Annotated in this window: 21 protein-coding genes and 1 riboswitch; of the genes, 4 read left to right on the top strand and 17 right to left on the bottom strand. The window is 48.6% G+C overall.

What is annotated here, in order from left to right; all coding sequences use genetic code 11:
- Positions 1-7 precede the first annotated feature (7 nt).
- Complete coding sequence (locus RAC89_RS30935; protein WP_306617511.1) at positions 8-1,198, bottom strand: glycine C-acetyltransferase; 1,191 nt, start codon at positions 1,196-1,198, stop codon at positions 8-10.
- 226 nt (positions 1,199-1,424) lie between these two features.
- Positions 1,425-1,530, top strand: a riboswitch (SAM riboswitch).
- A gap of 61 nt (positions 1,531-1,591) precedes the next feature.
- Here RAC89_RS30935 and RAC89_RS30930 point away from each other — a divergent pair.
- Both RAC89_RS30930 and RAC89_RS30925 read left to right on the top strand, forming a co-directional pair.
- The gene (locus RAC89_RS30930) at positions 1,592-2,608 is read left to right on the top strand and encodes a homoserine dehydrogenase (RefSeq protein WP_306617509.1); all 1,017 of its coding nucleotides are present in this window, start codon (positions 1,592-1,594) and stop codon (positions 2,606-2,608) included.
- 32 nt (positions 2,609-2,640) lie between these two features.
- On the top strand, positions 2,641-3,201 hold the full coding sequence (locus tag RAC89_RS30925) for a helix-turn-helix domain-containing protein (protein ID WP_284645225.1): 561 nt from the start codon (positions 2,641-2,643) through the stop codon (positions 3,199-3,201).
- 200 nt (positions 3,202-3,401) lie between these two features.
- Here the strand turns inward: RAC89_RS30925 and RAC89_RS30920 are convergent, their stop codons facing one another.
- Both RAC89_RS30920 and RAC89_RS30915 read right to left on the bottom strand, forming a co-directional pair.
- Entirely contained in the window at positions 3,402-4,553 is a 1,152-nt protein-coding gene (locus RAC89_RS30920; RefSeq protein WP_306617507.1) for a sensor histidine kinase, read from the bottom strand.
- Entirely contained in the window at positions 4,550-5,236 is a 687-nt protein-coding gene (locus RAC89_RS30915; RefSeq protein ID WP_306617505.1) for a response regulator transcription factor, read from the bottom strand. The genes RAC89_RS30920 and RAC89_RS30915 overlap by 4 nt, the downstream gene beginning before the upstream one ends.
- Before the next feature lie 263 nt (positions 5,237-5,499).
- On the opposite strand from RAC89_RS30915, the gene RAC89_RS30910 reads away from it, so the two are divergent.
- Positions 5,500-5,889: a DUF6223 family protein gene (locus tag RAC89_RS30910; protein ID WP_306617503.1), complete on the top strand. Its 390-nt coding sequence runs from the start codon at positions 5,500-5,502 to the stop codon at positions 5,887-5,889.
- 129 nt (positions 5,890-6,018) lie between these two features.
- Here the strand turns inward: RAC89_RS30910 and RAC89_RS30905 are convergent, their stop codons facing one another.
- Positions 6,019-7,785, bottom strand: coding sequence for a glycoside hydrolase family 2 protein (locus RAC89_RS30905; protein ID WP_306617501.1), 1,767 nt, complete (start codon positions 7,783-7,785; stop codon positions 6,019-6,021).
- Between the two features lie 149 nt (positions 7,786-7,934).
- On the opposite strand from RAC89_RS30905, the gene RAC89_RS30900 reads away from it, so the two are divergent.
- Positions 7,935-8,840: an ArsR/SmtB family transcription factor gene (locus RAC89_RS30900; RefSeq protein ID WP_306617499.1), complete on the top strand. Its 906-nt coding sequence runs from the start codon at positions 7,935-7,937 to the stop codon at positions 8,838-8,840.
- 94 nt (positions 8,841-8,934) lie between these two features.
- Here RAC89_RS30900 and RAC89_RS30895 read toward each other — a convergent pair whose 3' ends face one another.
- The 13 genes from RAC89_RS30895 to RAC89_RS30835 all read right to left on the bottom strand — a co-directional run bounded on the left by RAC89_RS30895 (position 8,935) and on the right by RAC89_RS30835 (position 22,707).
- On the bottom strand, positions 8,935-10,311 hold the full coding sequence (locus RAC89_RS30895; protein ID WP_306617497.1) for an ABC transporter substrate-binding protein: 1,377 nt from the start codon (positions 10,309-10,311) through the stop codon (positions 8,935-8,937).
- 139 nt (positions 10,312-10,450) lie between these two features.
- Positions 10,451-11,206: an SGNH/GDSL hydrolase family protein gene (locus RAC89_RS30890; RefSeq protein ID WP_306617495.1), complete on the bottom strand. Its 756-nt coding sequence runs from the start codon at positions 11,204-11,206 to the stop codon at positions 10,451-10,453.
- On the bottom strand, positions 11,169-12,134 hold the full coding sequence (locus tag RAC89_RS30885; protein WP_306617493.1) for an ROK family protein: 966 nt from the start codon (positions 12,132-12,134) through the stop codon (positions 11,169-11,171). Before RAC89_RS30885 ends, RAC89_RS30890 begins: the two co-directional genes overlap by 38 nt.
- Positions 12,135-12,156: 22 nt before the next feature.
- The gene (locus RAC89_RS30880; RefSeq protein ID WP_306617491.1) at positions 12,157-12,837 is read right to left on the bottom strand and encodes an N-acetylmannosamine-6-phosphate 2-epimerase; all 681 of its coding nucleotides are present in this window, start codon (positions 12,835-12,837) and stop codon (positions 12,157-12,159) included.
- Positions 12,838-12,866: 29 nt separating this feature from the next.
- Positions 12,867-13,787 carry a dihydrodipicolinate synthase family protein gene (locus RAC89_RS30875; protein ID WP_306617489.1) on the bottom strand — a complete coding sequence of 307 codons (921 nt, stop codon included), beginning with the start codon at positions 13,785-13,787 and terminating at the stop codon, positions 12,867-12,869.
- A 180-nt stretch (positions 13,788-13,967) separates the two neighbouring features.
- Positions 13,968-14,450 (bottom strand): NanQ anomerase/TabA/YiaL family protein, encoded by a 483-nt coding sequence (locus RAC89_RS30870; protein ID WP_306617487.1) that lies wholly within the window; start codon positions 14,448-14,450, stop codon positions 13,968-13,970.
- A gap of 14 nt (positions 14,451-14,464) precedes the next feature.
- Entirely contained in the window at positions 14,465-15,784 is a 1,320-nt protein-coding gene (locus RAC89_RS30865) for an ABC transporter substrate-binding protein (RefSeq protein ID WP_306617485.1), read from the bottom strand.
- A gap of 87 nt (positions 15,785-15,871) precedes the next feature.
- Positions 15,872-16,702 carry a carbohydrate ABC transporter permease gene (locus RAC89_RS30860; RefSeq protein WP_306617483.1) on the bottom strand — a complete coding sequence of 277 codons (831 nt, stop codon included), beginning with the start codon at positions 16,700-16,702 and terminating at the stop codon, positions 15,872-15,874.
- A 12-nt stretch (positions 16,703-16,714) separates the two neighbouring features.
- Positions 16,715-17,602, bottom strand: coding sequence for a carbohydrate ABC transporter permease (locus RAC89_RS30855; protein WP_306617481.1), 888 nt, complete (start codon positions 17,600-17,602; stop codon positions 16,715-16,717).
- A 182-nt stretch (positions 17,603-17,784) separates the two neighbouring features.
- Positions 17,785-18,933, bottom strand: coding sequence for a response regulator (locus RAC89_RS30850; RefSeq protein WP_306617479.1), 1,149 nt, complete (start codon positions 18,931-18,933; stop codon positions 17,785-17,787).
- Positions 18,927-20,705, bottom strand: a complete 1,779-nt coding sequence (locus tag RAC89_RS30845; RefSeq protein ID WP_306617477.1) for a sensor histidine kinase — start codon at positions 20,703-20,705, stop codon at positions 18,927-18,929. Before RAC89_RS30845 ends, RAC89_RS30850 begins: the two co-directional genes overlap by 7 nt.
- Positions 20,706-20,912: 207 nt before the next feature.
- Complete coding sequence (locus RAC89_RS30840) at positions 20,913-21,800, bottom strand: carbohydrate ABC transporter permease (protein ID WP_306617475.1); 888 nt, start codon at positions 21,798-21,800, stop codon at positions 20,913-20,915.
- 10 nt (positions 21,801-21,810) lie between these two features.
- A complete protein-coding gene (locus RAC89_RS30835) occupies positions 21,811-22,707 on the bottom strand; it encodes a carbohydrate ABC transporter permease (protein ID WP_306617473.1) in 897 nt (298 codons plus the stop codon).
- Positions 22,708-22,737 lie beyond the last annotated feature (30 nt).

Below are 22,737 nucleotides of genomic sequence, written 5' to 3'. Positions count from 1 at the left end.
CACCTCCTTATATCAAGTCCAGCTCATGACCGACCTTCTCATAAACGGCAAGCGCCTGGTCGAGCATCTCTTTCGTATGCGCCGCCGTAGGCATGTTCCTGATACGCCCGGACCCCTTCGGCACGGTCGGAAAAACAATCGCTTTGGCATAAACGCCCTCTTCGTACAGCCTGGTACTGAATTGCTGCGTCGCTTCCTCATTTCCGAGAATACACGGCGTGATCGGGGTTTGTGTGTGCCCTATAGAGAAGCCGAGCTCTTTAAGACCGCGCTGCAGGTAGGCGGCATTCTCCCATAACCGGTCCTGGAGCTCCTTGCTGCCCTGTAAAATGTCTATCGCCGCGATACAAGCCGCAACGGAGCCCGGCGGCATCGCAGTAGAGAACAAAAACGGACGGCTGCGTACCTTTAACCATTCAATCAACTCGCGCGACCCGGCCACATACCCCCCTACGACACCGACCGCCTTCGATAACGTCCCGATCTGAATGTCAATTCGGGCGGATAAGCCGAAATGCTTTACTGTGCCCGCTCCACCGCCAAGCACCCCCGAACCGTGGGCGTCATCCACATAAGTAATGAGATCGAAAGCCTCGGCAATATCCACGATTTCAGGCAGCTTGGCGATATCTCCATCCATCGAGAAGACGCCGTCGGTAATCACCATGATGTTCTTGTATTTGCCGGACTCCCTGGCCTCCTTCGCTTTGGCACGCAAATCGTTCATATCCGAGTGTCGGTAACGAATAACGGCTGATTTGGTTAAACGGCAGCCATCGATAATGGACGCATGGTTCAGTTCATCCGATAATATCGCGTCATCCGCACCCATGACAGCAGAAATGGCAGCCATATTGCAGTTAAAACCCGACTGGAAGCTCAACGCCGCTTCGGTTTGCTTAAATGCCGCGAGCTTCTCATCAAGCTTGGCGTGAAGCTGTAAGGTACCGTTGATCGTCCGGACGGCACCGCTGCCTGCGCCAAACGCTTGCGTCGCTTCGATCGCCGCCGCGACCAAACGGGTGTCCGATGCCAGCCCCAAATAATTGTTGGAAGAAAGGTTGATCAAGCTGCGGCCGTTCATACGAATGATAGGGCCGTTCGCGCTTTCCAGAGGCTCAATCGTATTGAACAGTCCTTGGGCTTTTAGCTCGGCAAGCTGCTGCCGAAGATATAAGGCAAACGTTTGGCTCGTCATGAATATGACCTCCTTAGGGTGGGAGCTACACTACAAGAATGTATGTTATAGTGAAATAAATGTGCGTTTTAGTGTACTTATATGTTATATTATACACTCGTATGCTATAATGTAAATACATATTTTACCTAACTTATCCGCTAACGAACATTTATAAATTGACAATCCGGAAGAAGTCCAATACAATAAAAGTCAATAATTTCATATCCGGCTGTATAAACAGCTTTTCTTATTGCGAGAGGTGGAGGGACTGGCCCTATGAAACCCGGCAACCGGCCCATCAATGGGATAAGGTGCTAAATCCATCGGAACGAGGTTCCGAAAGATAAGAAGAGGACGATTCCGTTCTAACCTCTTCTTGGAAGAGGTTTTTTTATTTTAAGGGGGATGGCTATGGAGCAAACGAGAGATTCGATCGGAATCGCCTTACTCGGCTTAGGTACGGTAGGCAGCGGCGTGGTGAAAGCATTGACCGGCAATGCCGAGAGGCAAAAAGAAAGCTTCGGTGGAAAGATTGAGCTCTGCGGTGTCTTGGTTCAAGATCTGTCGAAGCCGAGAAGCGTGGACATTCATCCGGAGCTTTTATTCGATAACTACAAACAACTCTCTTCCCATCGTCGACTTCAAGTTGTTATAGAAGTGATGGGAGGCGTCGAGCCCGCCAAAACGTATATAGAAGAAGCACTCCGTTCCAAGAAACATGTGATTACGGCGAATAAGGAGCTTATGGCCAAACATGGCTCGGAATTGCTCCGGTTGGCCAAGGAGATGGGCGTTCATTTGCTGTATGAAGCCAGCGTCGGCGGAGGGATCCCGGTTCTCGGCGTGCTCTCCCAGTTTCTCCGTTATAATAAAATCGAACGTATCTCAGGGATATTGAACGGCACGACGAATTTCATTTTGACCAAAATGATGCTCGAATCGCTGGATTACGATACGGTGTTAGCCGAGGCACAAGCATTGGGCTTCGCCGAAGCGGATCCGACGTCGGATGTGGAGGGCTACGACAGCATGTATAAGCTGATCATCCTAGCTCGGCTAGCCTGGGGTGTGGATACAACGCCTGACAAGGTGGTTCGCCGGGGTATCACCCACTTGACCTCCAATGACATCGCCTATGCTAAAGAACAACATGCCCGCTGGAAATTAATCGCCTCCGCTGAGAAACTCGAGGACGGAACCGTGCATTTAACCGTCGAGCCAAGACTTATCCCGGAGGGACATCCGTTATACGGAGTGATGTATGAGTTCAATGCCGTGCATTTATCCGGCAACCTCGTGGGCGAGCTTACGTTCAGCGGACGCGGTGCCGGTGAAATGCCTACCTCCAGCGCAATCCTAGAGGATTTAGCCTACGCGATGAACCATTCCCCTGAGACGATCAACGCCGATCCGGTTAACATATCGTAAGCTTAAGTATGAATGAGTAAGGAGACTGTAACGTGGAAACAGATCAGATTCATAAGAAAATCGGCCGAAACCTGCTGAACATCCGCAAAGCGAGATCGCTCAGTCTGGATCAGGCAGCTGAATTAACCGGCGTTAGCAAAGCGATGTTAGGGCAAATCGAACGCGGTGATTCGAATCCGACCATTTCCATCCTATGGAAGATCGTTAACGGGCTTCGCATTTCATTTACTTCTCTGATTGAAGAGGAATCACCGGAAGTGAAGCTGATTCGTTACGGTGAGATGGAGCCTTTTCGAGAGGAAGAGGGGCTGTACCGCGCCTATCCGATCATCCCGTTCGATCAACAAAAAAAATTCGAGGTCTATATTGTTGAGATGGATCCCGACTGCTTGCATAACTCGGAACCCCATAACGAAGGGGTGGAAGAGTATATTGTGATCCTCCAGGGCCAGCTTCACGTTACCATTCAAGAGGAATCGTACCATCTGAATGCGGGTGACGCGCTTCATTTTGTAGCGGATAAGCCCCATGTTTACAGCAATACTTCCCGCCATAAGGCTGTTTATCAAACGATTATTTATTACCCGTCCTGAAGTCCGTGTAAGAGTCTGATTCGAATACTTCGCAGAAACCGGGGGTGCCCCTCAGCCATTTCATGGCCCTTGGGACACCTCTGTTTGTTTTTTCGGCCACCTGCGTTATCACCACACCTTCGATTTCCATATTTTAACAAACAGTGCGAGCGGCCCACGCGAAGGCGCGGGAGGTTTATCCGAGCTGCCGTCCCTGTCGTTCACTCCATATACTTATCATTGCCTTTCGGCAGATATACGGTAAATATAGTGCCTTCATCAGGCTGACTCGCAACGCGGATGAAACCGCCGTGAGCTCTTACAAAATGATGAACGATGGATAATCCGAGCCCCGTACCGCCTGTATGCCGAGAGCGTGCCTCGTCTACACGATAAAATCGATCGAAAAGGTGGGGCAGCTCTTCCTCCTTTATTCCGATGCCTGTATCGATCACCGAGACACTTGCAAAGAACGCATCCCGTTCAATGACCCTGTCTTTCAGTTCGACCGTAATCATCCCCCCGTCAGGCGTGTAACGAATTGCATTCGTCAGCAAATTAATGAAAACCTGCGTGATCCTTCTCACGTCGACCATAACGGTAACCGGCTTTGAAATTGGGCGAAGGCGAATGTCCAATCCGTTTTCTTCCGCTTCGTATTTCACGTCGTCTACGATTCGTTCCAGGAGTACCGTCAGATCGAGCGGTTTACGATCGAGCGACAACCGGCCTGCTTCGGCGAGCGACAAGACATGCAGATCATCTACTAACAGGCTCATTCGGATTACTTCATCATGAATCCGAAGCAGCATTTCCGGAGGGACATGATGTCCGGCCTGCTGATAATTTTCCAGCTTAAGCTGCATAACGGACAACGGCGTGCGAAGCTCGTGAGCAACATCGGCCACCAATCTTCTGCGGGCTTCCTCGGCTTCTCGCAGGCGAAACGTCATATCATTGAACGTTCGGGCGACTTTCCCATACTCATCCTTTGTGTCTACAGGTACTTTGACGTCTAGATCACCCGACGCCACGCGCTCTATAGCGGCTATTAGCTTTTTGAGCGGGAGGGTCAGCACCCCTGATATCCAAAAACTGAATAACAACCCGATCGCAACAAAAAAGAACAAGCGCACGCCGTGTGTGACTTGAAACAGCGCGTTCAGCTGCATATTTTCCAGGAAAAAAGACTTAAAGATTTCAATTTGCTCCTCGGGCGCAGCACGTAAATAATTGGCATCGATTTGCTCCCTTTGAAATTGATCGAACAAACCGGCTGCGTAGAATTGCGTTGTAAGGGAAAACGTGATACTTACAATGAACACGAGCAGTCCCATACAGGCAAATATTTTCATGCGGACCGTCATCTTCATGAACGTTCACCGAATCGATAACCGAAACCATATACCGTTTGAATATATCGAGGATCGGCAGGATCGTCTCCCAGTTTGCGGCGAAGATTCCGGATATGGGAATCCATTGTTCTTTCGTATCCCATGAACTCGTCCTCCAAAGCAGCCTTTAACAATTGCAATCGGCTAAAGACAATACCGGGACGACCCGCCAGTGTGAACAAAATTTTGAATTCAGTAGGTGTCAATTGGATTTCCTGACCGTCTTTGAATACCTGACATTTGGCCTCGGAAATGATCAAGTTATCTCTTTCCAAAAAAATCGGCCTGTCTTCAGGTCCGCGTAAGCGGCGAAGTAGAGCTCGAATGCGCGAGGCGAGCTCGCGCAGGCTGAACGGCTTCGTCAAATAATCATCTGCGCCGATTTCCAGGCCGACAATTTTATCTGATTCATCCGACCGGGCCGTGACCATAATAATGCCGCATTGCGAGGTTTGCCTTAGTTCGCGGCATACGTCGATTCCGCTTTTCTCGGGGAGCATCCAATCAAGCACAACGAGGTCCGGCCGTTCAGACCGGGCTATCATGAGCGCTTCCTTACCGGTACGAGCGGTCAATACCCGGAACCCTTCCCGTTGCAAATAAGTCTGCATCTCCTCCAGCATGCCCTGTTCATCCTCCACAAGCAACAGCTTCGGTTCCATTCCCATCACAACTTTCCCTTTAGTCTGCTTCCATTGACGAGACCTATATCGCTTACCCAAAATTATACCGCGATTTATTAGGTTCTAAAAGAAATCCATGGAAAGAGAGGAAGATCTGCATAAGTTCTCGATATTTGTTGTGTAAACTTGGCTGTGAAAGGAGGAGAAAGCATGGCCCCTATCAGGGTGCGTTACGTTGTCACGATGAAGATGCAACTTGAATCTTCTGACCTAACAAAACGAAAAAGAGGAGAATGTAACAAATGAAAATGAAGCTGCTTTCACTCTTAGTTTTTTGTACGCTTCTACTTGTGCCGGCGATTGCCTCTGCTGAAGTGACCGACGGTAATATCGGTTACGGTTTAACCCCCGGGCGACTCAGAACCATCGCGGCCGCGGTAGTGGGGCTGGTCAGCGTGGTCATCGGCGGGCTGTCTCTGGCCCGCTCCAACCGCAACGGGCGAGCCAGAGCCATCGCAGCCGCGGTGCTGGGACTTATCGCCATAATCCTCGCCGGACTGCATCTGGCCACTTCCTCGGGTGGTTTCGGCACTGGCAACGGGCGAGCCGGGGCCATCGTAGCCATCGTGGTGGGGCTGACCGGCATGCTCCTTGCCGGATTATCTTTTGCCCGCTCCCGCCGTGCCGGCTGATCCTCCCTACCCTGCGCGGGCAAGCTTCGCGGGTGCAGGTGCCGGTTATATATATAAGAAAGCCACCTCACCGAAGCTAGTTCGGGGAAAGTGGCTTTCTTGTTACATTCGCTTTACCGCTAAGGCAACTTAGTATTTCACCGGTCCATTAAAGATTTTCTTGATTTCCTCCAAAGGTGCCTTCGGCACGCGATCGTACGTTAGCAGCCCGTTGATTTCCTGTTCTACGTCCGTTAACTGTGTATAGCAGATACCTTGAACATACGGGGACTGCAGGAACGGCTCTACTACGTCATGCAGCTTCTTGAGGAAGTCCTCTTCGTTCTCCGCACCGGAATATCCCCAGCCCTCCCAATCGCTCTTCTTGAAGGCAATCCCGCCGAACTCGGTAACCAGAATCGGCTGACCCTCATAGGCAGTCCCTCCAACAAGCACTTCACGGCGATGAGGCTTCGTCCCAAGCGTCTTCTCCAAAGTGGAATAACGCTCCTCCAGATCTTCCCTTTTCCAAGCATAGTCGTGGATGGTGACAAGGTCGGTGCTCATATTTTCCCATCCATCGTTAGAGACGACAAGACGGGTTTCATCCAGCGACTTGGTCATATGATACATGGCTAACGTGTGCTGCTGCTGACGCTTGTCAACGAGGATATTAGGGACGCCCCAGCTCTCGTTGATCGGTACCCAGACCACAATACACGGATGATTATAGTCTCTTTCGATCGCTTCCTGCCATTCCTGCGTCACTTTGCGAACGTAGTCCTCCGAGTAGCTGTAAGCGTTGGCCATTTCGCCCCAGACGAGATATCCCAGCTTATCCGCCCAATACAGGAAGCGAGGGTCCTCAATCTTCTGATGCTTACGAGCACCGTTAAAGCCCATAGCCTTAGCCAGCTCGATGTCCTGCTTTAGCGCCTCATCGCTAGGCGCCGTCAGAATGCCGTCGGGGAAGTAGCCCTGGTCGAGGATCAGCCTCATGAAATAAACCCGGTTGTTCAGCATCACCTTGCCGGCTTCGACCGTAATTTTCCGCATGCCGAAGTAGCTTTCCAGCGTATCGACCGGCTTGCCGTCCACAAGCAGCGTGATCGTCACATCGTAAAGATTCGGCTTATGAGGTGTCCACCAGCGGCCCAACCCGTGATCGTTGAAATCATGCAGACCTATGCTCCTTGTCTCCTCCGCATGAGTGAAGCTAAATGTAGTGCTTGTGGAATATTCGTTCTTAAACCGAATATCGATTCGGGCTTCTACCTTCCTTCCCGCCGGTGCTTGATTCAAGAAGGTCCGGATTTGAATTTCGTTCCTATCGATATCCGGCTTGAATTTGAGTTTGGTTATGTAAAGCTCATTCACAGGCTCTAACCACACCGTTTGCCAAATCCCTGTAGTTCTTGTATAGAAAATGGAAGCGGAATTTTCCTTCCAGTACTGTTTCCCGCGGGGCAGCGTAACATCACGACTGAAGTCTTCCGCCCGAACCACCACTACATTGTCACCTGACCTGAGCGCCGAGGTGATATCGGCATGAAACGGCGTATGCCCACCTTCATGGAAAGCAACCTTATGACCGTTCACCCACACTGTTGCCGCATAGTCAACGGCACCGAAATGAAGCAGGATTTGTCGGCCGGTCCACTCGGCAGGAACGGTGAAGCTGCGGCGATACCAAACCAGGTCGTGAAAGTCTGTATCTCCAATGCCGCTTAGTTTGCTCTGATAGGCAAAAGGAACCTGAATCTTCTTGGAGAAGCCTTGGGCTCCCAGCCCCCATTGCTCTCCATCACCCATTCGGTCATCATCGAATTCAAACTCCCATGCTCCGTTAAGATTCAACCATTGTTCTCTCACAAGCTGCGGACGCGGATATTCCGGACGCATGACTTCCGTTGTCATAGAAAACTCTCCCCTCGATGAGTTAACCTTATTGTTAATATAATTATTGCACAGTTAAATAATAGAGCGTGATATCCCAAAAGTCAACCAAAATGTTGATATGTTAACATATAAGTTATATAATCATAGCTGACGGGAGTGATTACACATTGAAGCTTGACGTAACAACAAAGAATATGAACGTATTGGAGTGCTTTTCCTCCGAAACCCGAGTTCGGATCATCGAGCTTTTAAATGCTCGCCCATATAATATCGGTGAGCTCGCAGAGGCAACAGGCTTCTCGTCCGCCATCATTACCAAGCACATTCAGAAGCTCGAAGAGGCGGGAATTGTGCTCACAGAGAGCCTGGTGGGAAAGCGGGGCACCCAGAAGCGGTGCTCCTTGAAGGTTGACCAGCTAACATTAGTACTTCGAACCGAATCTATGGAACAAGCCGCCGACCATAACCGATATACGGTGGAGCTGCCTATCGGGCAGTATTCCCGTTATGAGGTGAAGCCTACCTGCGGGCTGGCCTCCTCGGAGAAGCGAATAGGAATGATGGACGACCCTCGATACTTCGACGATCCTGAGCACACGAAGGCAGAGCATCTGTGGTTCGCAAGCGGTTATGTGGAATACCGCATTCCTAATTATTTGGTGGGTCGCGAGGAAGCCTCAAGTATCGCCATTTCCCTGGAGATTTGTTCGGAGGCTCCCAGTTATAACGAGAATTGGCCCTCGGATATTACGTTTACGTTGAACAACGTGGATGTAGCCACGTGGACCTGCCCGGGCGACTTCGGCAGCAAGAGAGGCCAGTATACCCCGAGTTGGTGGAGAGATACCCAGTATGGGCTTCACAAGACAATATCCGTAACACGGGAGGGCTCATTCATTGACGGAGTACGCAGCTCTGATGTTCGCATAGACCAGCTCGGTATCCGAGTCGGCTCGGAGATCTTATTCCGAATCCAATGTCCCGAAACGGCCGTCAATTGCGGCGGTGTCAGCTTGTTCGGCAAGGGCTTTGGCAACTATCCGCAGGATATTCAGGTTACCATTACCAACTGAGATCAGTGCAGTAAACGATCGATCCCGGAACCATACCGGTCTCACTGGGTTGACTAAGAAGAGCAGCGTCCTTGAACGCTGCTCTTCTCTACTATTATTTATCCGCTTGCGCTTTAGCTTTCTTGATGGCTGCATCAGCTTTCGCAGCGAAGGAATCTAGTGAGGCCTTCCCCGTTGCTTCCAATGTTAGTGCCCTTTGCAGCTCATGGAACCACAGGGCACGAATCTCACCATATCCGTCTGCGATCGTAGGCGGGTCCGTTACAAATTGACGTGCCGTCTCGGCATATTTGTACTCAGCGTCATTATAAAGTCCTACCACCGAATTTCTTGCCGATATGCCACCGGTCTGTATTAAGCTCTTCTTTCCATACTCGGGATCGTTTGCAATGAAATCAATGAATTTCTTCGAGGCGGCAATTTTCTCCGGATTGCCGTTATCGAACACCGCCATCCCGCCCAGATACGGCTCCAGTTTGGGCTTCGAGCCGTCTGCCGTCGGATAAGGCAGGAGCACGTCTTCGAACGGCACCTTCTTAAGCGGAGCATTCTGCGCTCGAAGCACAGCGGAATAATTGATGCTGAAGGCCAACTTGCCCTGAAGAAACAGATCATTGGCATCGGTAGCCGCAAGGGAGGCAGCACCGGTTACTACCAGCTTTTCCTTCGTTCCCTTTACAATCCAATCCAAGGCATGTCCCGCCTGTTCGGTATTGATCGCAACCTTGCTGTAATCCTCCGACAAAAATCGGGATAGGCCGAGATTGGCGATATATGCGCGTGTACCTTGATCCCCTGCTGTGCTTTTGGCGTAAAAGCCGGAGGGGATCACATCAGGTGCTTTATCTCGAACTGCCTTAAGCGCTTTCTCATATTCAGCAAAGGTCCAGGTTCTGTCGGGACGTTGCAGAGGGAGCAGGTCCACAGCGCCGATCCTCTCGAATACCGTTTTATTTACCGCCATCATGAAAGGCGTCGTATTGATGGGATACATATAAATGTTATCGCCCACCTTCGACTGCTTCCACAATGCCTCCGAAATATCGACCTTCACTTCATTGCTGATCATATCATTTAGAGGTGCCAAGAGCTTCTTTTTGCCCCAGTCGATAATCCGCCCGGGCGAATCGTATATAACGTCGGGAGCCATATTGGAGGCTATAGCCACATTCAGCTTCTGCGGTCCCCCTTCGAAGGTAAGCATCTCGATGCGAACTTTAATATCCGGATGTTTCTTGGAAAAGGCGGCAGCAAGCTGTTTCTCAAATTTACCGACTTCACCGTCCAAAGGCTGATAATTCGGAAAGTTCCACCATGTAATCTCAATAGGCTTAAACGTCGTAGATGCCCCTGCTTCTAAGCGGATATCTCCGTTTTTTAACGGCCCCTGGTTTGACGTACAGGCAGCTAGTGACAAGCTAATCAGTCCGATACTTACAAGGGAAGCGAAGCACTTATAATAAGCTGACATAGAATTCCCCTCCGTGAGTTCCTTATGCTGCAATATCACCTACGTTTAGCATACTATACGGAAGGAGAAATGGACATTTTATTATTCTGCTTTCTTCGACATGGTTGCCGTGTGTGTTAACTCGCTTATTGACCCTTTATTAAGAAACAATTCGTTTCACCTGATGAAACATGAAAGCTGCCATTTTTCGGTGTCCTTCCGCATCCAGATGCATATAATCAATTTCATTCATCACAACTTGATCCCTCGCATCAGCATAATGAATGCCGCTGCCCTCAAGCAAAACGGCCAAATGACTTGAAAGGCCTTCTGATTTTTCGCTGCAGCTTAATCCCATGGCACTACCCACTTTACTGTCTATGTATTGCGGGCCGATTGGGGCCGGACAAACTACAAGAACCTCAGGTGTCTTCCCATTTCTTCCTGCGGCAATCCCCTTTGCTTTCACAGCAAGTCTGGTGATACCCTGAGCGATATTGTATGAAGTTACACCGAAGCGTTGCTTCGTATCGTTCGTCCCCAGCATAATGATGACCATGTCCAAAGGCGAATGAGACATCATGCACGGATAAATATAGTTGAACCCGGATAAGCCTTCAAACAAAGGATCCTCGAATACGCTCGTTCTTCCCGGAAGACCTTCCTCTATAACCCGATAAGAGCTGCCGAGCAGATTGGCCAGAAGACCTGTCCACCTTGTTTCCTCATCAAACCTTGAATCCGTTTCAGCATTATAGCCCCAAGTATTGGAATCTCCAAAACATAAGATCATTTTTTTCATTGGTGTCTCTCCTTTGCCATAATAAAATCGCCCCGATGCAATCTCTTTTGCACGCGGGACGATATTGTCTTTGTTTTTACTCGTTATATTCCCAAATTTGCAATGCGGCTCCAATCATACCGCCCCAATTGCCACGGTAAGCGGGCCTTATTTGTACCCCTTGCTTCAGGGATGAGATCGTTCTCTTGTCCACCTCTTGCCGTAAACCTTCAAATAGGGCTTCTCCCGCCTCCGCTACACCTCCGCCAATGACAATTAATTCCGTATTAAACGTGTGTATTAATGTAGCGATGGCAGCACCTAACGCAGCGAGAGCATCCTGCATGATTTCTGCAGCTACGGGGTCCCCACTGTACCAACGGGCAATAACTTCCCTTGTATCGATACTGCCTTGGGGCATTCCGTTCGCTGCCAGACGCTCCCTCATACGGCGTGCAATGCTAGTGCCTGACGCGTAGTGCTCTAGACAGCCTATCCCCCCGCAGATACAGGTTTCTCCCTTGAAGTCGACGGACATATGTCCAAGCTCTCCGGCTCCGCCCCATGCCCCATGTACAAGGCGGCCATTCACCAGAATCGCGCCTCCAACACCGGTACCCACGGCCAGACAAATCATATTTTGTACGTTCTTGCCTGCGCCAAGCTTCTTTTCCGTTAATGCAAGTACGTTTACATCGTTATCGACCTCTACGGGAAGCTGAAACCGATCCTCCAATAGCTTCTTTAACGGCGTGCCCATGTACCCGGGAATGAGATCCGAGGAGAAGCGAATACTACCGTCGTTGCGATCAACCTGGCCTGCCGTCCCTACACCGATCCCCTTGAAACGGAGATCCGGCCGTTGTTGCAAGGCTTCAGTCAATAGCCCTTGTACCGCCTCCTGTATGCGAAGCGCTGTATTTACCTCTCCGGCTAGTGTGCTTAAGCTGAAGGAATGTAACACATCACCCTTACTGCTGATGACACCGGCGTTAATTTTGGTACCGCCTACATCGACCCCAATGGCGTATAGGGAAAACGGATCAAATAATAAGCAGTTCATCGCCATCCCTCCTTCCCTGGCCTTATATGTTACTCAATGCCTTCACGTATCGGGCCGTGACCAACTGCGGCCTCGTTATCGCGCTGCCTACAACGACATATGCAGCTCCCGTAGCCATTGCTTTGGCGGCATCTTCCGGTGTCCAGATCCGCCCTTCCGCTACAACAGGGATCTTCACCGATTGACAAAGCCTTGCAAGCAATTCAAAGTCCGGCTCCTCTTGCTGGGGACTATATGGGGTATACCCTGAGAGCGTCGTTCCGATCAAATCCACACCTAAACGCTCTGCAGCAATCCCCTCTTCGAAGGTGGATATGTCCGCCATCACGGAAACCCCATGGGAGTGTGCATATTCAATTAGAGGAACTACTTGTTCCAGACGGTTTTCCCGATCCGTTATATCCAATGCTACGATATCTGCGCCGGCAGAGACGATAGCCTTCACTTCTTCCAGCGTCGGTGTGATAAAGATGTCAGATCCCGGAATATCTCTTTTGATAAGACCGATAACAGGAACGTCCACTTCTTGTTTAATTCTTATAATATCGTCAATGCCGTTGGTACGAATGCCGATGGCTCCGGATTGCACAGCCGCTCTGGCCATCTTGGCCATGGTATCGCCGCCATGCAGCGGTTCGTGCTCCAGCGCTTGGCAGGATACGATCAATCCGTTCTTGGGAAGCTTCTTCAACGTCTTTTCCATAAAAAGTACGCACCTTTCTACTGCTGCCATCACAGGCTAGCCTTGGCGATAAGACCAAGCATTTTATCATTCAATGCCTTCAGACGATCCATATTCTCTTCACCGACCGGAAGCAGCGGCATCCGAACGCCTCCGCATGGCAAGCCGCGAAGCTCCATGATTGCCTTACAAGCGCCATACAATGACGGGAAGGAGAGCAGCTCCGAAATCAGCTCGTTCGTAATAAACTGCCACTCCTTCGCAGCCTCCATATCCCCTTCCACGTAACACTTTTCGATCTTCAGGAACAATTCCGGCATCACGCCATACGTACCGCCGATACCGCCGTCAGCACCGATGCTGCGGCCTGCCAGGTATTGCTCGTCGGGTCCGTTCAGTACAAGGAAATCTTTCCCTCCGGCCGCTTTGAATTGCTGCAATTCATACGTGCTTTCCGCAGAAATCTTAACTCCGATGACCTTCTCATGGGCAGCCATCTTCGTCAAGAGCGCCTTGGACAAGTGAAATCCGGTTGTTTGCGGAATATGGTATATGATGAAAGGAAGCTGCGTGCTGTCGATAATGGAAAGCCAGTGCTGCTCCACGCTTTGCGGGGATAGGCGGTAATAGATGGACGGTACAGCCGATACCGCATGAGCGCCTGCTTGCTCTGCATGAATGGCAAGCTCTACGCTATCCCGTGTGGAAGGTGCACCCACATGAGCAATAATCGTCAGCTCGTTCCCGACTTCAGCGATGACCGCCTCTAGTGTACGCTTCCGCTCCTCTACGGATTGAAGCATCCCTTCTCCCGTGCTTCCGCCTACATAAAGTCCGGAAACACCCGTGTTCGCATAGTAACGAGCCAGCTGCCTTGCAGCCGCTTCGCTGATTTCACCGTTCTCGTCATAGGCAGAGTACATAGCTACAGTAATTCCTTTGAATCTGTTAATATCATATGCTGTCATCATCGTTTCTCCTTTTGGAATAGATCGATCTTGCTTCTATCTTAAAACTTCCTTGGTCCATGTAGAATCCCTTACTTTTTACATGCTGTCTGGTCCGATTCTGACATATCGACCAAGCGGAACGATTCACCGCGGCATGAAGGAAAAACGCTCGGCTTCATGTCACCAAGCGCTTCCCGTACATTATTGAACAATCTCCTTCTTTACCTTGAAAACCACTTTCCGAATGTGTTGCGAAATGGGCTCAGCTGATGATCCCGTTAATCCCGGTCTATGAATGTCCGAAGGATACAAAACCACATACATCCCCGGCGTCAAAGTAGTGAACTGCTCGCCCTGCACGTTCTCATACAATACATAATCACTATCCAAATTGCTCTCCACTACCCCATTCATGCCGTTATCGCATGCATAGCCTATGGTTTCAGTACCTTCCAGCAGGTAATGAATATCGATATACTGTTCGTGCTTCTCCGCTTTGGTGTTCTTCCTGTCCCTGGTCTCGAGAGTCATAATCGTATAGTACACATCATTGCCCTGCAAAGAATACTTGCCTTCCTGAAGCTCAGAGAAGTTTGTTCTCAGCATCATGTCCATAACTTCCCTCAGCTTAGGATGCATGAAGGAACGATCCGACATCCAACGTTCTTTTCTGCCCAGCAGCATGGTTTCAGCTCCGTTTACTTGGAAGAATTAGCAATGATTTCATTCGCCTTTTTTGTCCAATCATCTAATGCCTGCTGAGCTGTCTTCTTCTTCGTGAACGCTGCCTGCAGCTCAGGGTAGAACGCACTGCGTGTTTCCGGATATCCCGGCACGGAAAGACCGATGTTGCCGGCGTATTTAAACAGCTGTGTCGTCTTGTATTGAAGTGTTCCTTCCGCGTAAGTTTTCGCTAAGGATTTGCGTGCAATGAGAACGGATTCGGCCTTCGCCATTTTCGCCATATTTTCTTGACTATTCGCATACTTAATAAATTCTTTAGCCCACTTCATCTTTGTTTCGTCTTTGGTATTCCACATCCAGGTTCCGTACCCAAACAAGACAGTATTCGACGACTTGCCGTCTACGGATGGGAAAGGAACGATATCCACCTCGAATTTCTTCGCGGTCCCTTCCGTGAAAGCCTTGTTTAATGTAGGCAGATTGCCGATGTTTCCGAACGCCATCCCGAGCTTCCCTTGAACGAACATATCGTTCATGAGGGCGCTTGCTTTCAACCCCGGAGCTCCGGGAGGAACTACGCCTTCATCGATCAAACGGGTTAAGAACTCCACTCCCTTAACGCCTTCCGGAGAATTCAGAATCGCCTTGTTATTCTCATCATTCCATGTCTTGGCACCGAATCCCCAGAGCAGGGAATGGGTCGCTTGGTCGCCGCCGGTATCACCTGCGTATAGTCCATAGCCATACACTTGCTTTCCTGGATCGGTTACGGCTTTAGCCGCTTTCAAGAACTGATCGAAGGTCCATGGCTCCATGTTTTTAGGCAGCAGATCAAGTGCATTTTTTTCCTTGAATAAATCTTTGTTAACGAGAAAACCGATCGCAACCGTGCTGTTCGGGTAAATGTATATCTTATTGTCCACCGAGACATTCTTTAGGGTTTTCTCTTCAAAGTCCTGCTTATCCACAATATCGTCGAGCGGAACCAGCAGCCCCTTCTTCGCGTAAGACAGCGGCCAGAAGAACGAGCCCTGCTGAATATCCGGCATTTCATTCGTGTTCGCCGCAATGCTGATCCGCTCATTGATACGGTCATCCGGGGTTTTGACAATATTGATCTTGACGTTCGGATTCGCTTTCTCGAAGCCTTGCTTCATTTCTTCATAAGCCTGCTGCACATCGCCGCGAGTATCGACCCACCAGGTCAATTGAACATGATCTTTGGCAGCTGCAGGCGCTTTGGCATCCTGCTTCGGCTCTTCTGTTTTTGCGCAGCCTGCCGCTGCTGTTGCCGCCAGCATAATGGATAGAATCGAAAGTGTGGATTTTTTCATATGAACCCCTCCATAGTTGAAAGTCTTTTACCTATTTCGCCCTGCGTAACACCCAGAAGTGTCTCACCCCCCTTCATGGGAGCAGCATCAGCCTTTGACGCCGCCGAGTGTTATGCCCTTCACGAAATAGCTTTGGAACATAAGGAAAATGATAAACACCGGGATAAACCCGAGCGTTGCCGCTGCCATCTGCAGACCGTAATTCGCCACATATTCGGATACTAGAGTGGCAATTCCCACATTGACCGTCATTTTCTCCTTCTCGCTAAGCATAATTAACTGCCACAAATAGTCATTCCACGCATAGGTAAAGGTGAAGATGGCTAATGCGCCGATAGCCGGCTTGACCACTGGCAGGAAAATTCGAAAGAATAGTCCGAGCTCGGAGCACCCGTCAATTCTTCCGGCCTCAAGAAGCTCGGTCGGAATCGATTCGCTAAACTGCTTCATCATGAAAACGGAGAAAGGAATGGTCAGAACCGGCAGGATGACGCTAGCCAAGTTATTCACAAGTCCGAAGTCACGCATCATGGAAAACAAGGGAACCAAAGTAATCTGTCTTGGTATGAACATAGCCATCAGGATGAGGGTGAAAAAAAGCTCCGCACCTTTAAACTTTCTCTTGGTCAAGGCGTAGCCTGCCATAGAGGCAACAAGGCATACCCCGATCGTAGCTACGATTGAAATGAACACACTGTTATACAGCCAAGAGAAGATCGAACCGTCCTCGAACAGCTCAATAAAGTTTCGTGTCGTCGGGGCTGTCGGGATCCAGTCCGGCGGTACTTTCACCGTCGAGCTTTGATTCTTGAAGGCACCCGTGATCATCCAATAAAGCGGGAAGATAAACATCATTGCGAGAGCATACAATAATACATTGCCGACACCCTTCACCATGAGGAAAGCCGCATTCTTCATCCAGCTCACCTCCTAGTACTGTACATCGGACTTCATTAATTTGAACTGAGCGATGGCTACCACGGAGATTAAAGCGGTAATAATAATGCCCATCGCAGAGGCCAAACCAAGCTGTCCGTATACAAAAGCAGTATCGTATAACAAAAACATGATCGTGGATGTCGCGTAGTTAGGACCGCCGCCTGTGAGTAGCTGTACAACGACAAATGTTTGGAATGCCCAGATCGTTGACATCACCAGAATGTAAAGGGATGTCGGCTTTAACAGCGGCAGCGTAATATGCCAGAATTTTCTGACGGAAGAGGCACCGTCCAAATCCGCGGCTTCATAATAATCGGGAGAAATATTCCCGAGAGCAGCCAGAATCAGAATAATAGGTTGTCCTACGTTAAAGGTAACGACCACCACGATCAGTGCCAGCAGGGCAAATCGTTCATCCGACAGCCACATGATCGGTCCGAGACCCAGCTTGGAGAGCGAGTAGTTGGCGATCCCATTCACAGGGTTATAAATCCAAGCCCAGATCAATGACAGAATTACCTGAGAGGATATGATGGGTAGATAAAAGGCGCCACGAAAAAAAGAAGCAAGATGCTTGTGCTTACCAAATATCAGTACCGCCGCGAAAACTGCAAACAGGTAGGTAAGCGGTACAGTGCCTACTACAAAGCCGAACGTGTTCATGATAGATTTCAGAAACACATCGTCCGACAGCAGTTTGGTGTAGTTATCCAAGCCGATCCAATTTTTCCTACCCAATCCGTAGTCAAAAAAGCTAAGATAAAACGCATTCATAATGGGGTAAATCTCAAACAACAAAAACAAAATGGCGAAAGGAGCAATGAAGAAGAGTCCCCACATTTCCCCTTTGATGGAACGCGATACCGGTGTCGTTCGCAAGGTTATGACCACCCTTCCTATCTAAGATGTTGTAGCGCTTACATTCTTAGTATATAACGGCTCAGGAAGGGGATACAGGAACGGATCTTCGCGTTTTATTCACAAAACTCGGATGTTTGGTCGATGCTATTCTTTTTCTACGATTTATCTTCACAAATTTACAATCCCAAACATAACCGGCTTTACTTTTGATATTTAGACCGAAATTGCTGTGGACTTTCACCTTTCAATTTCTTGAAAATCCGTCCGAAATAATTAATATTCTCATATCCTACTTGCTCCGCAATGAAGTAGATCGGAAGTCTTGTTTCCAGCAGCAGCTCTTCCGCCTTGCGAATCCTTACTTGATTTAAATACTCCGACAGACCGAACCCGGTCTCCTTCTTAAAGAGATAGCTTACGTAATTCTCGCTCATTCGAATCATTTCGGCCGCGCGCTTTAAGCTGAGCTCCTCCGTGTAATGCTCATGGATAAATGACATCAGCTGTTGAATGTCTTCCCGATAGATCTTATCTTTGCTATCGGACATGGCTTGCAGAAGCGACTCCTCCGCCTGGGCATACGCCGGCTCCAATTGCTCCTCCCCTTGAAAATCCCCGGATATTCCGACTACCACGGGGAGATCGATATATCGCTTGGCTGCCGCGGCTACCTCTTGGCCGAAGGCAAGCGCCTCCTCCTTCGATCGTTCCGAGTCGTCAACTACAGGAAGCAGGATCACGATTTCATCCTGCTTGACGGAATATAGGAAGCCACCCTCCTTACGCTTCAGCTGGATCTCAATCAGATTCAGCAATTTGAGCGAGTCCTTCGTAAGATCGGATGACAGCCTTGTATCCGGTCTCACTAAGAGCAAAATAGCGGGCTGGTCCTCAAACGGATACTGCGGCATCTGCTGCAAGGTGCCGTAAGAAGCAGCAGCCGCATGCGAGAAACCGGAGGCAGAACGCTGGTCTGCAATCTTGGCAGAGACCTCCAGCAGCATTTGCAGCAGCTCCTCCGGAGTCAGCGACGCCTTTAAGATATAATCGTCAACACCCAGCTTCATGGCTTTTCTTACATATTCATAATCATTGTGGCTGCTTAGAACAACAATATGTGTTTCCGGATATTCGGATTTTACCCTTTCGATCAATTCAATCCCGTTCATCCTCGGCATGACAATATCCGTAAGAATGATATCCACCTGTTGCTTCTCCAGTAAGTTCAGAGCCTCTAACCCATCCTGCGCATCACCGATAAAGTGGAATTGATGCTGTTCCCAATCAATTAAAGATTTAATCCCCAATCGTACCAAAAATTCATCATCTACCACCATTACCTTCAGCATGTCACCCCACCCCCTCCTTCTGTTGATCTTAATGGGAGCTCCAATTCTACCTTCGTCATTTCTCCGTATGTGCTCTCAAAACGCAGTCCGTACCCTTCTCCGTATTGCAAACGAATCCGTTCATGGACATTACGAACCCCGATGCTCTTGGAATCTGTCACTCCGTTAAGAAGACTTTGCTGCAGTACTAAGAGCTGCTCGGTTTCTATCCCCAATCCGTTATCTATCACTCGGATGATAAGCCGCTCTTCCGTCGCCTCCGCTTCCACTCGGATAACGCCGTTACGCTCCAGCCGTTCAATCCCGTGAATGATGCTGTTCTCAACAATCGGCTGCAGCATAAATTTAATCACTTCGTGGTGGTACAATGATTCCGGAATCGCGAAGTCCACGGATAATTTTTCGTTATATCTCAGCTTCATTAAGGTAATGTAGTGTTTCACATATTCCATTTCCTCTTTCAGCGTAATGAGCTTATCTCCTCTGCCGATGCTTCCTTCCATCATACTTCCCAGGCTGGACAGCATTTCCCCGACCTCGCGGTCATTTCGAATATAGGCCATCCACTTGATATTATTTAACGTATTCAGGATAAAATGAGGATTAATCTGCGCTTGCAATGCGCGAAACCTCATATCCTCCTTCTGCTCATACTCATCCTTTAACCGTCCGAGCAGCTCTCTGATCTGTCTGGCCATATGATTGTAAGATTCGATTACCGTGGAAATTTCCTTAGGTCCGGAAAGAGAAAGTGAGCTGTTAAAATCGTTCTTTTCAATTTCTTGCATTCGTTTGTTTAAAAGCTTTAACGGTTTGGAGACACTATAGGCTATGGATACGGCGAGAAGTAAAAATGCTAAGACAATGAATCCGGTTGTAAGAAGACTCGTTCTTCGAATATCGAATATTTCCTTAAATACCTTATCATGTGGAATGACTTGGATCAGCTTCCAGCCCGTTGCGGTAATCGTGTCGTAGCTAATAATGGATTTGCTGTTGCCTTTCTGTGAGATGAATTGCCCTTTCATGCTCCCCCATATATCGTCCGAATCCTCCGTGCCCGGCATCAATAACCCTTCACTTAACGCTCCCGCCACAAAACCGCCTTGCTCGTTTAGTATGGCCGCTTCTCCCTCCAGCTTCTCAAAGAATGAATTGATATCGCTTTCATTTACACTTATCAGAACGATACCAATATTTTCATTGGTTTGGTGGTTGGTGATCGTTTTGGCTAAGGTCACCATACGCTTCTTATCCAAGTAAATGTAATTCGACGCATCATTCGCAATCCAACGGATCCCCATCGGCTCCTTGATCAATTCCTTATACCAATCGGATGAGACAATATGATCATATAATTGTGTAGTGATGACCTTATTACTGATCCAATTCCCTTTTCTATCCAGAAGAGTAATCTGGGTTTCGGTTAAATAGGTGGTATATAGCTTGTTAATGACGGAATCCGTCAATCTTAGCTTGTCGTAATATGACAGTTCGTTAGGGTACTGAAGCATGGAAATGACATTGGAATTGGTAGAGATATCCACGGCTGATTTCAGCATCTCATGCAGGAATCGTTCGATATGAAAATCGACCTGGTATAAAGCCTCTTCCGTTGCTTTTCCGATCTTTTGCTCAATAACCTTCTCGAGCGGCTTAAAGACCCAGAACATACTGAGAAATAGAGGTATAATTAAGAACAATAGGATAAAGAATAAAAACTGATTATGAATTGAATTCCACCTGCGAACGGATGCATTCCACCGTTTCATTATCTATGTCCCCCTTTAGAATACTGGCTTCATTTTGTTGACGGAGGTCTTTCTATTACTATCTTAGAGGGTGACTTGGACGGTGGATATCCCTCAATTTTTACCTCACATCCCTGTAACTTTACCTGTTCTTTTGGTTATACCCACATAAATACAGCAGACACAATATGTGCCTGCCGCTAAGAATTCGTTTAGTTTTTGATCCGGTTATCCCTTCACCGCCCCCATCGTAATTCCCTGTGTGAAGGCTTTCTGGAATACCAGGAAGATCGTGATCATAGGGATGGATGCCAATGCCGCTCCTGCCATAAGTACACCGTAATTCGTGGCAATATCGCCCTGTAGAGTCGATATGCCGAGAGGCAGTGTCATCATGTTGCTGGTTCGGGTCATAATCAATTGGCTGAAATAGTCATTCCATCCGCCGATGAAGGTAAAGATTGCGAGCGCACCTACCGCCGGCTTCAGAAGCGGCAAAATGATAGTTACAAATAACCGTCCCTCCGAGCAGCCGTCAATCTTAGCCGCCTCGATCAGCTCACCCGGAATGGTTTGAGCGAACTGCTTCATCAAGAATACGCCGAAGGGCCAGCCTATGGCCGGTAGAATCAAACCGTGATACGTATTGACCCATCCGAAATCCGCCAGCATGGTAAACAAGGGAACAAGGATGACCTGTTTAGGCAATGCCATAGCTGCGACAAACAAAGTAAAAATGATTTTACGGCCTGGGAACTGTTTTTTGGCAAGAACATAACCTGCCATGGAGGCAACGGCACAAACCGCGATCATTTCGCCGAAGGCTATGAAGAAACTGTTAAACGTCCATCGCCATGCCGGATTTTTGAATAAATCCACCCAATTCTGCAAAGTGGGCTCGAGCGGAATCCATTCGGGAGGAATGGCTGTAGCCGTTGTCTGAATTTTGAAAGCCCCCGTTACGATCCAATAGAAAGGAAAGATGAAGACCACGGTCGAAAGCACCAGCAGTATATTGGCTATTCCTTTGGAAATCGTCAGCTTCTGGAAAAGGGAGGATCGACCTTTCGATTTGCCCGGTCTCACGTTTGAATTGATCTGCGCATAGGTTTTCATCGGTTCCCTCCTAGTACTCCACATCGCTGCCGAAGTATTTGAACTGAATGGTAGAAATGATTGCGATTATAATGGCTAACAAAATTCCCATAGCTGAAGCCATGCCGAATTGGCCTAAATGAAATGCCTGCTCATATACGCCGTACATGACGGTCGACGTGCTGTATACCGGACCGCCGGAAGTCAGCAATTGGATCAATGCAAAACATTGGAAAGTATTAATCGTTGTAATGACGATGATATATAAATTCGTTGGCATCAGCATCGGCCAGATTATTTTCACAAATATTTGCATAGGTGTAGCCCTGTCGATTTGGGCCGCCTCTATATAGGAGGTGGGAATATTGCCAAGGGAGGCAACATACAAAATAATCGGCTGTCCGACGGAGGTTGTGAGCAGAACGGCGATGACAGATAATAAAGCGGTCTTTGTATCCCCCAACCATGCCGTGGGCTGCGCGCCGAAGAGACTTGTAATGTAATTCAAGATTCCAAAATTCGGGTGGTAGATCCAGCCCCATACAACGGTGATACTAACGACTGAGGATACCGCAGGCAAATAAAACACGCCGCGAAAGAATGACCTAGTAAATTCATTTTTCTTATAGATGGTAACGGCTACAAAGATAGAGAATATAATTACGGCCGGTACGGTAATAATAACCAGCATAATGGTATTTCTCATCGATTTGAGGAAGGTTTCATTGTGCATCAGTTCTGCATAGTTACCAAAGCCTACAAATTCAAAATCTCTTAGCGTGTATTCAAAAAAGCTAATGTAAATTCCCTTAATCATCGGGTATGCAACAAACAACAGAAAAAATGCAAGCGCCGGCAAGATAAACAAGTAGCTCATCAGCCAGTCCCGAATTACGTAGCCTCTCGTTTTGCGTAATGATGCTAGCATTAGCTCTCCCCATCCTATCCGTAATGTAAG

Source organism: Paenibacillus sp. GD4, from assembly GCF_030846225.1.
In the GTDB taxonomy this organism is placed as follows: domain Bacteria; phylum Bacillota; class Bacilli; order Paenibacillales; family NBRC-103111; genus Paenibacillus_G; species Paenibacillus_G silviterrae.
The sequence above is the reverse complement of the archived record's forward strand: the minus strand, read 5'-3'. Positions and strand labels throughout refer to the sequence as shown.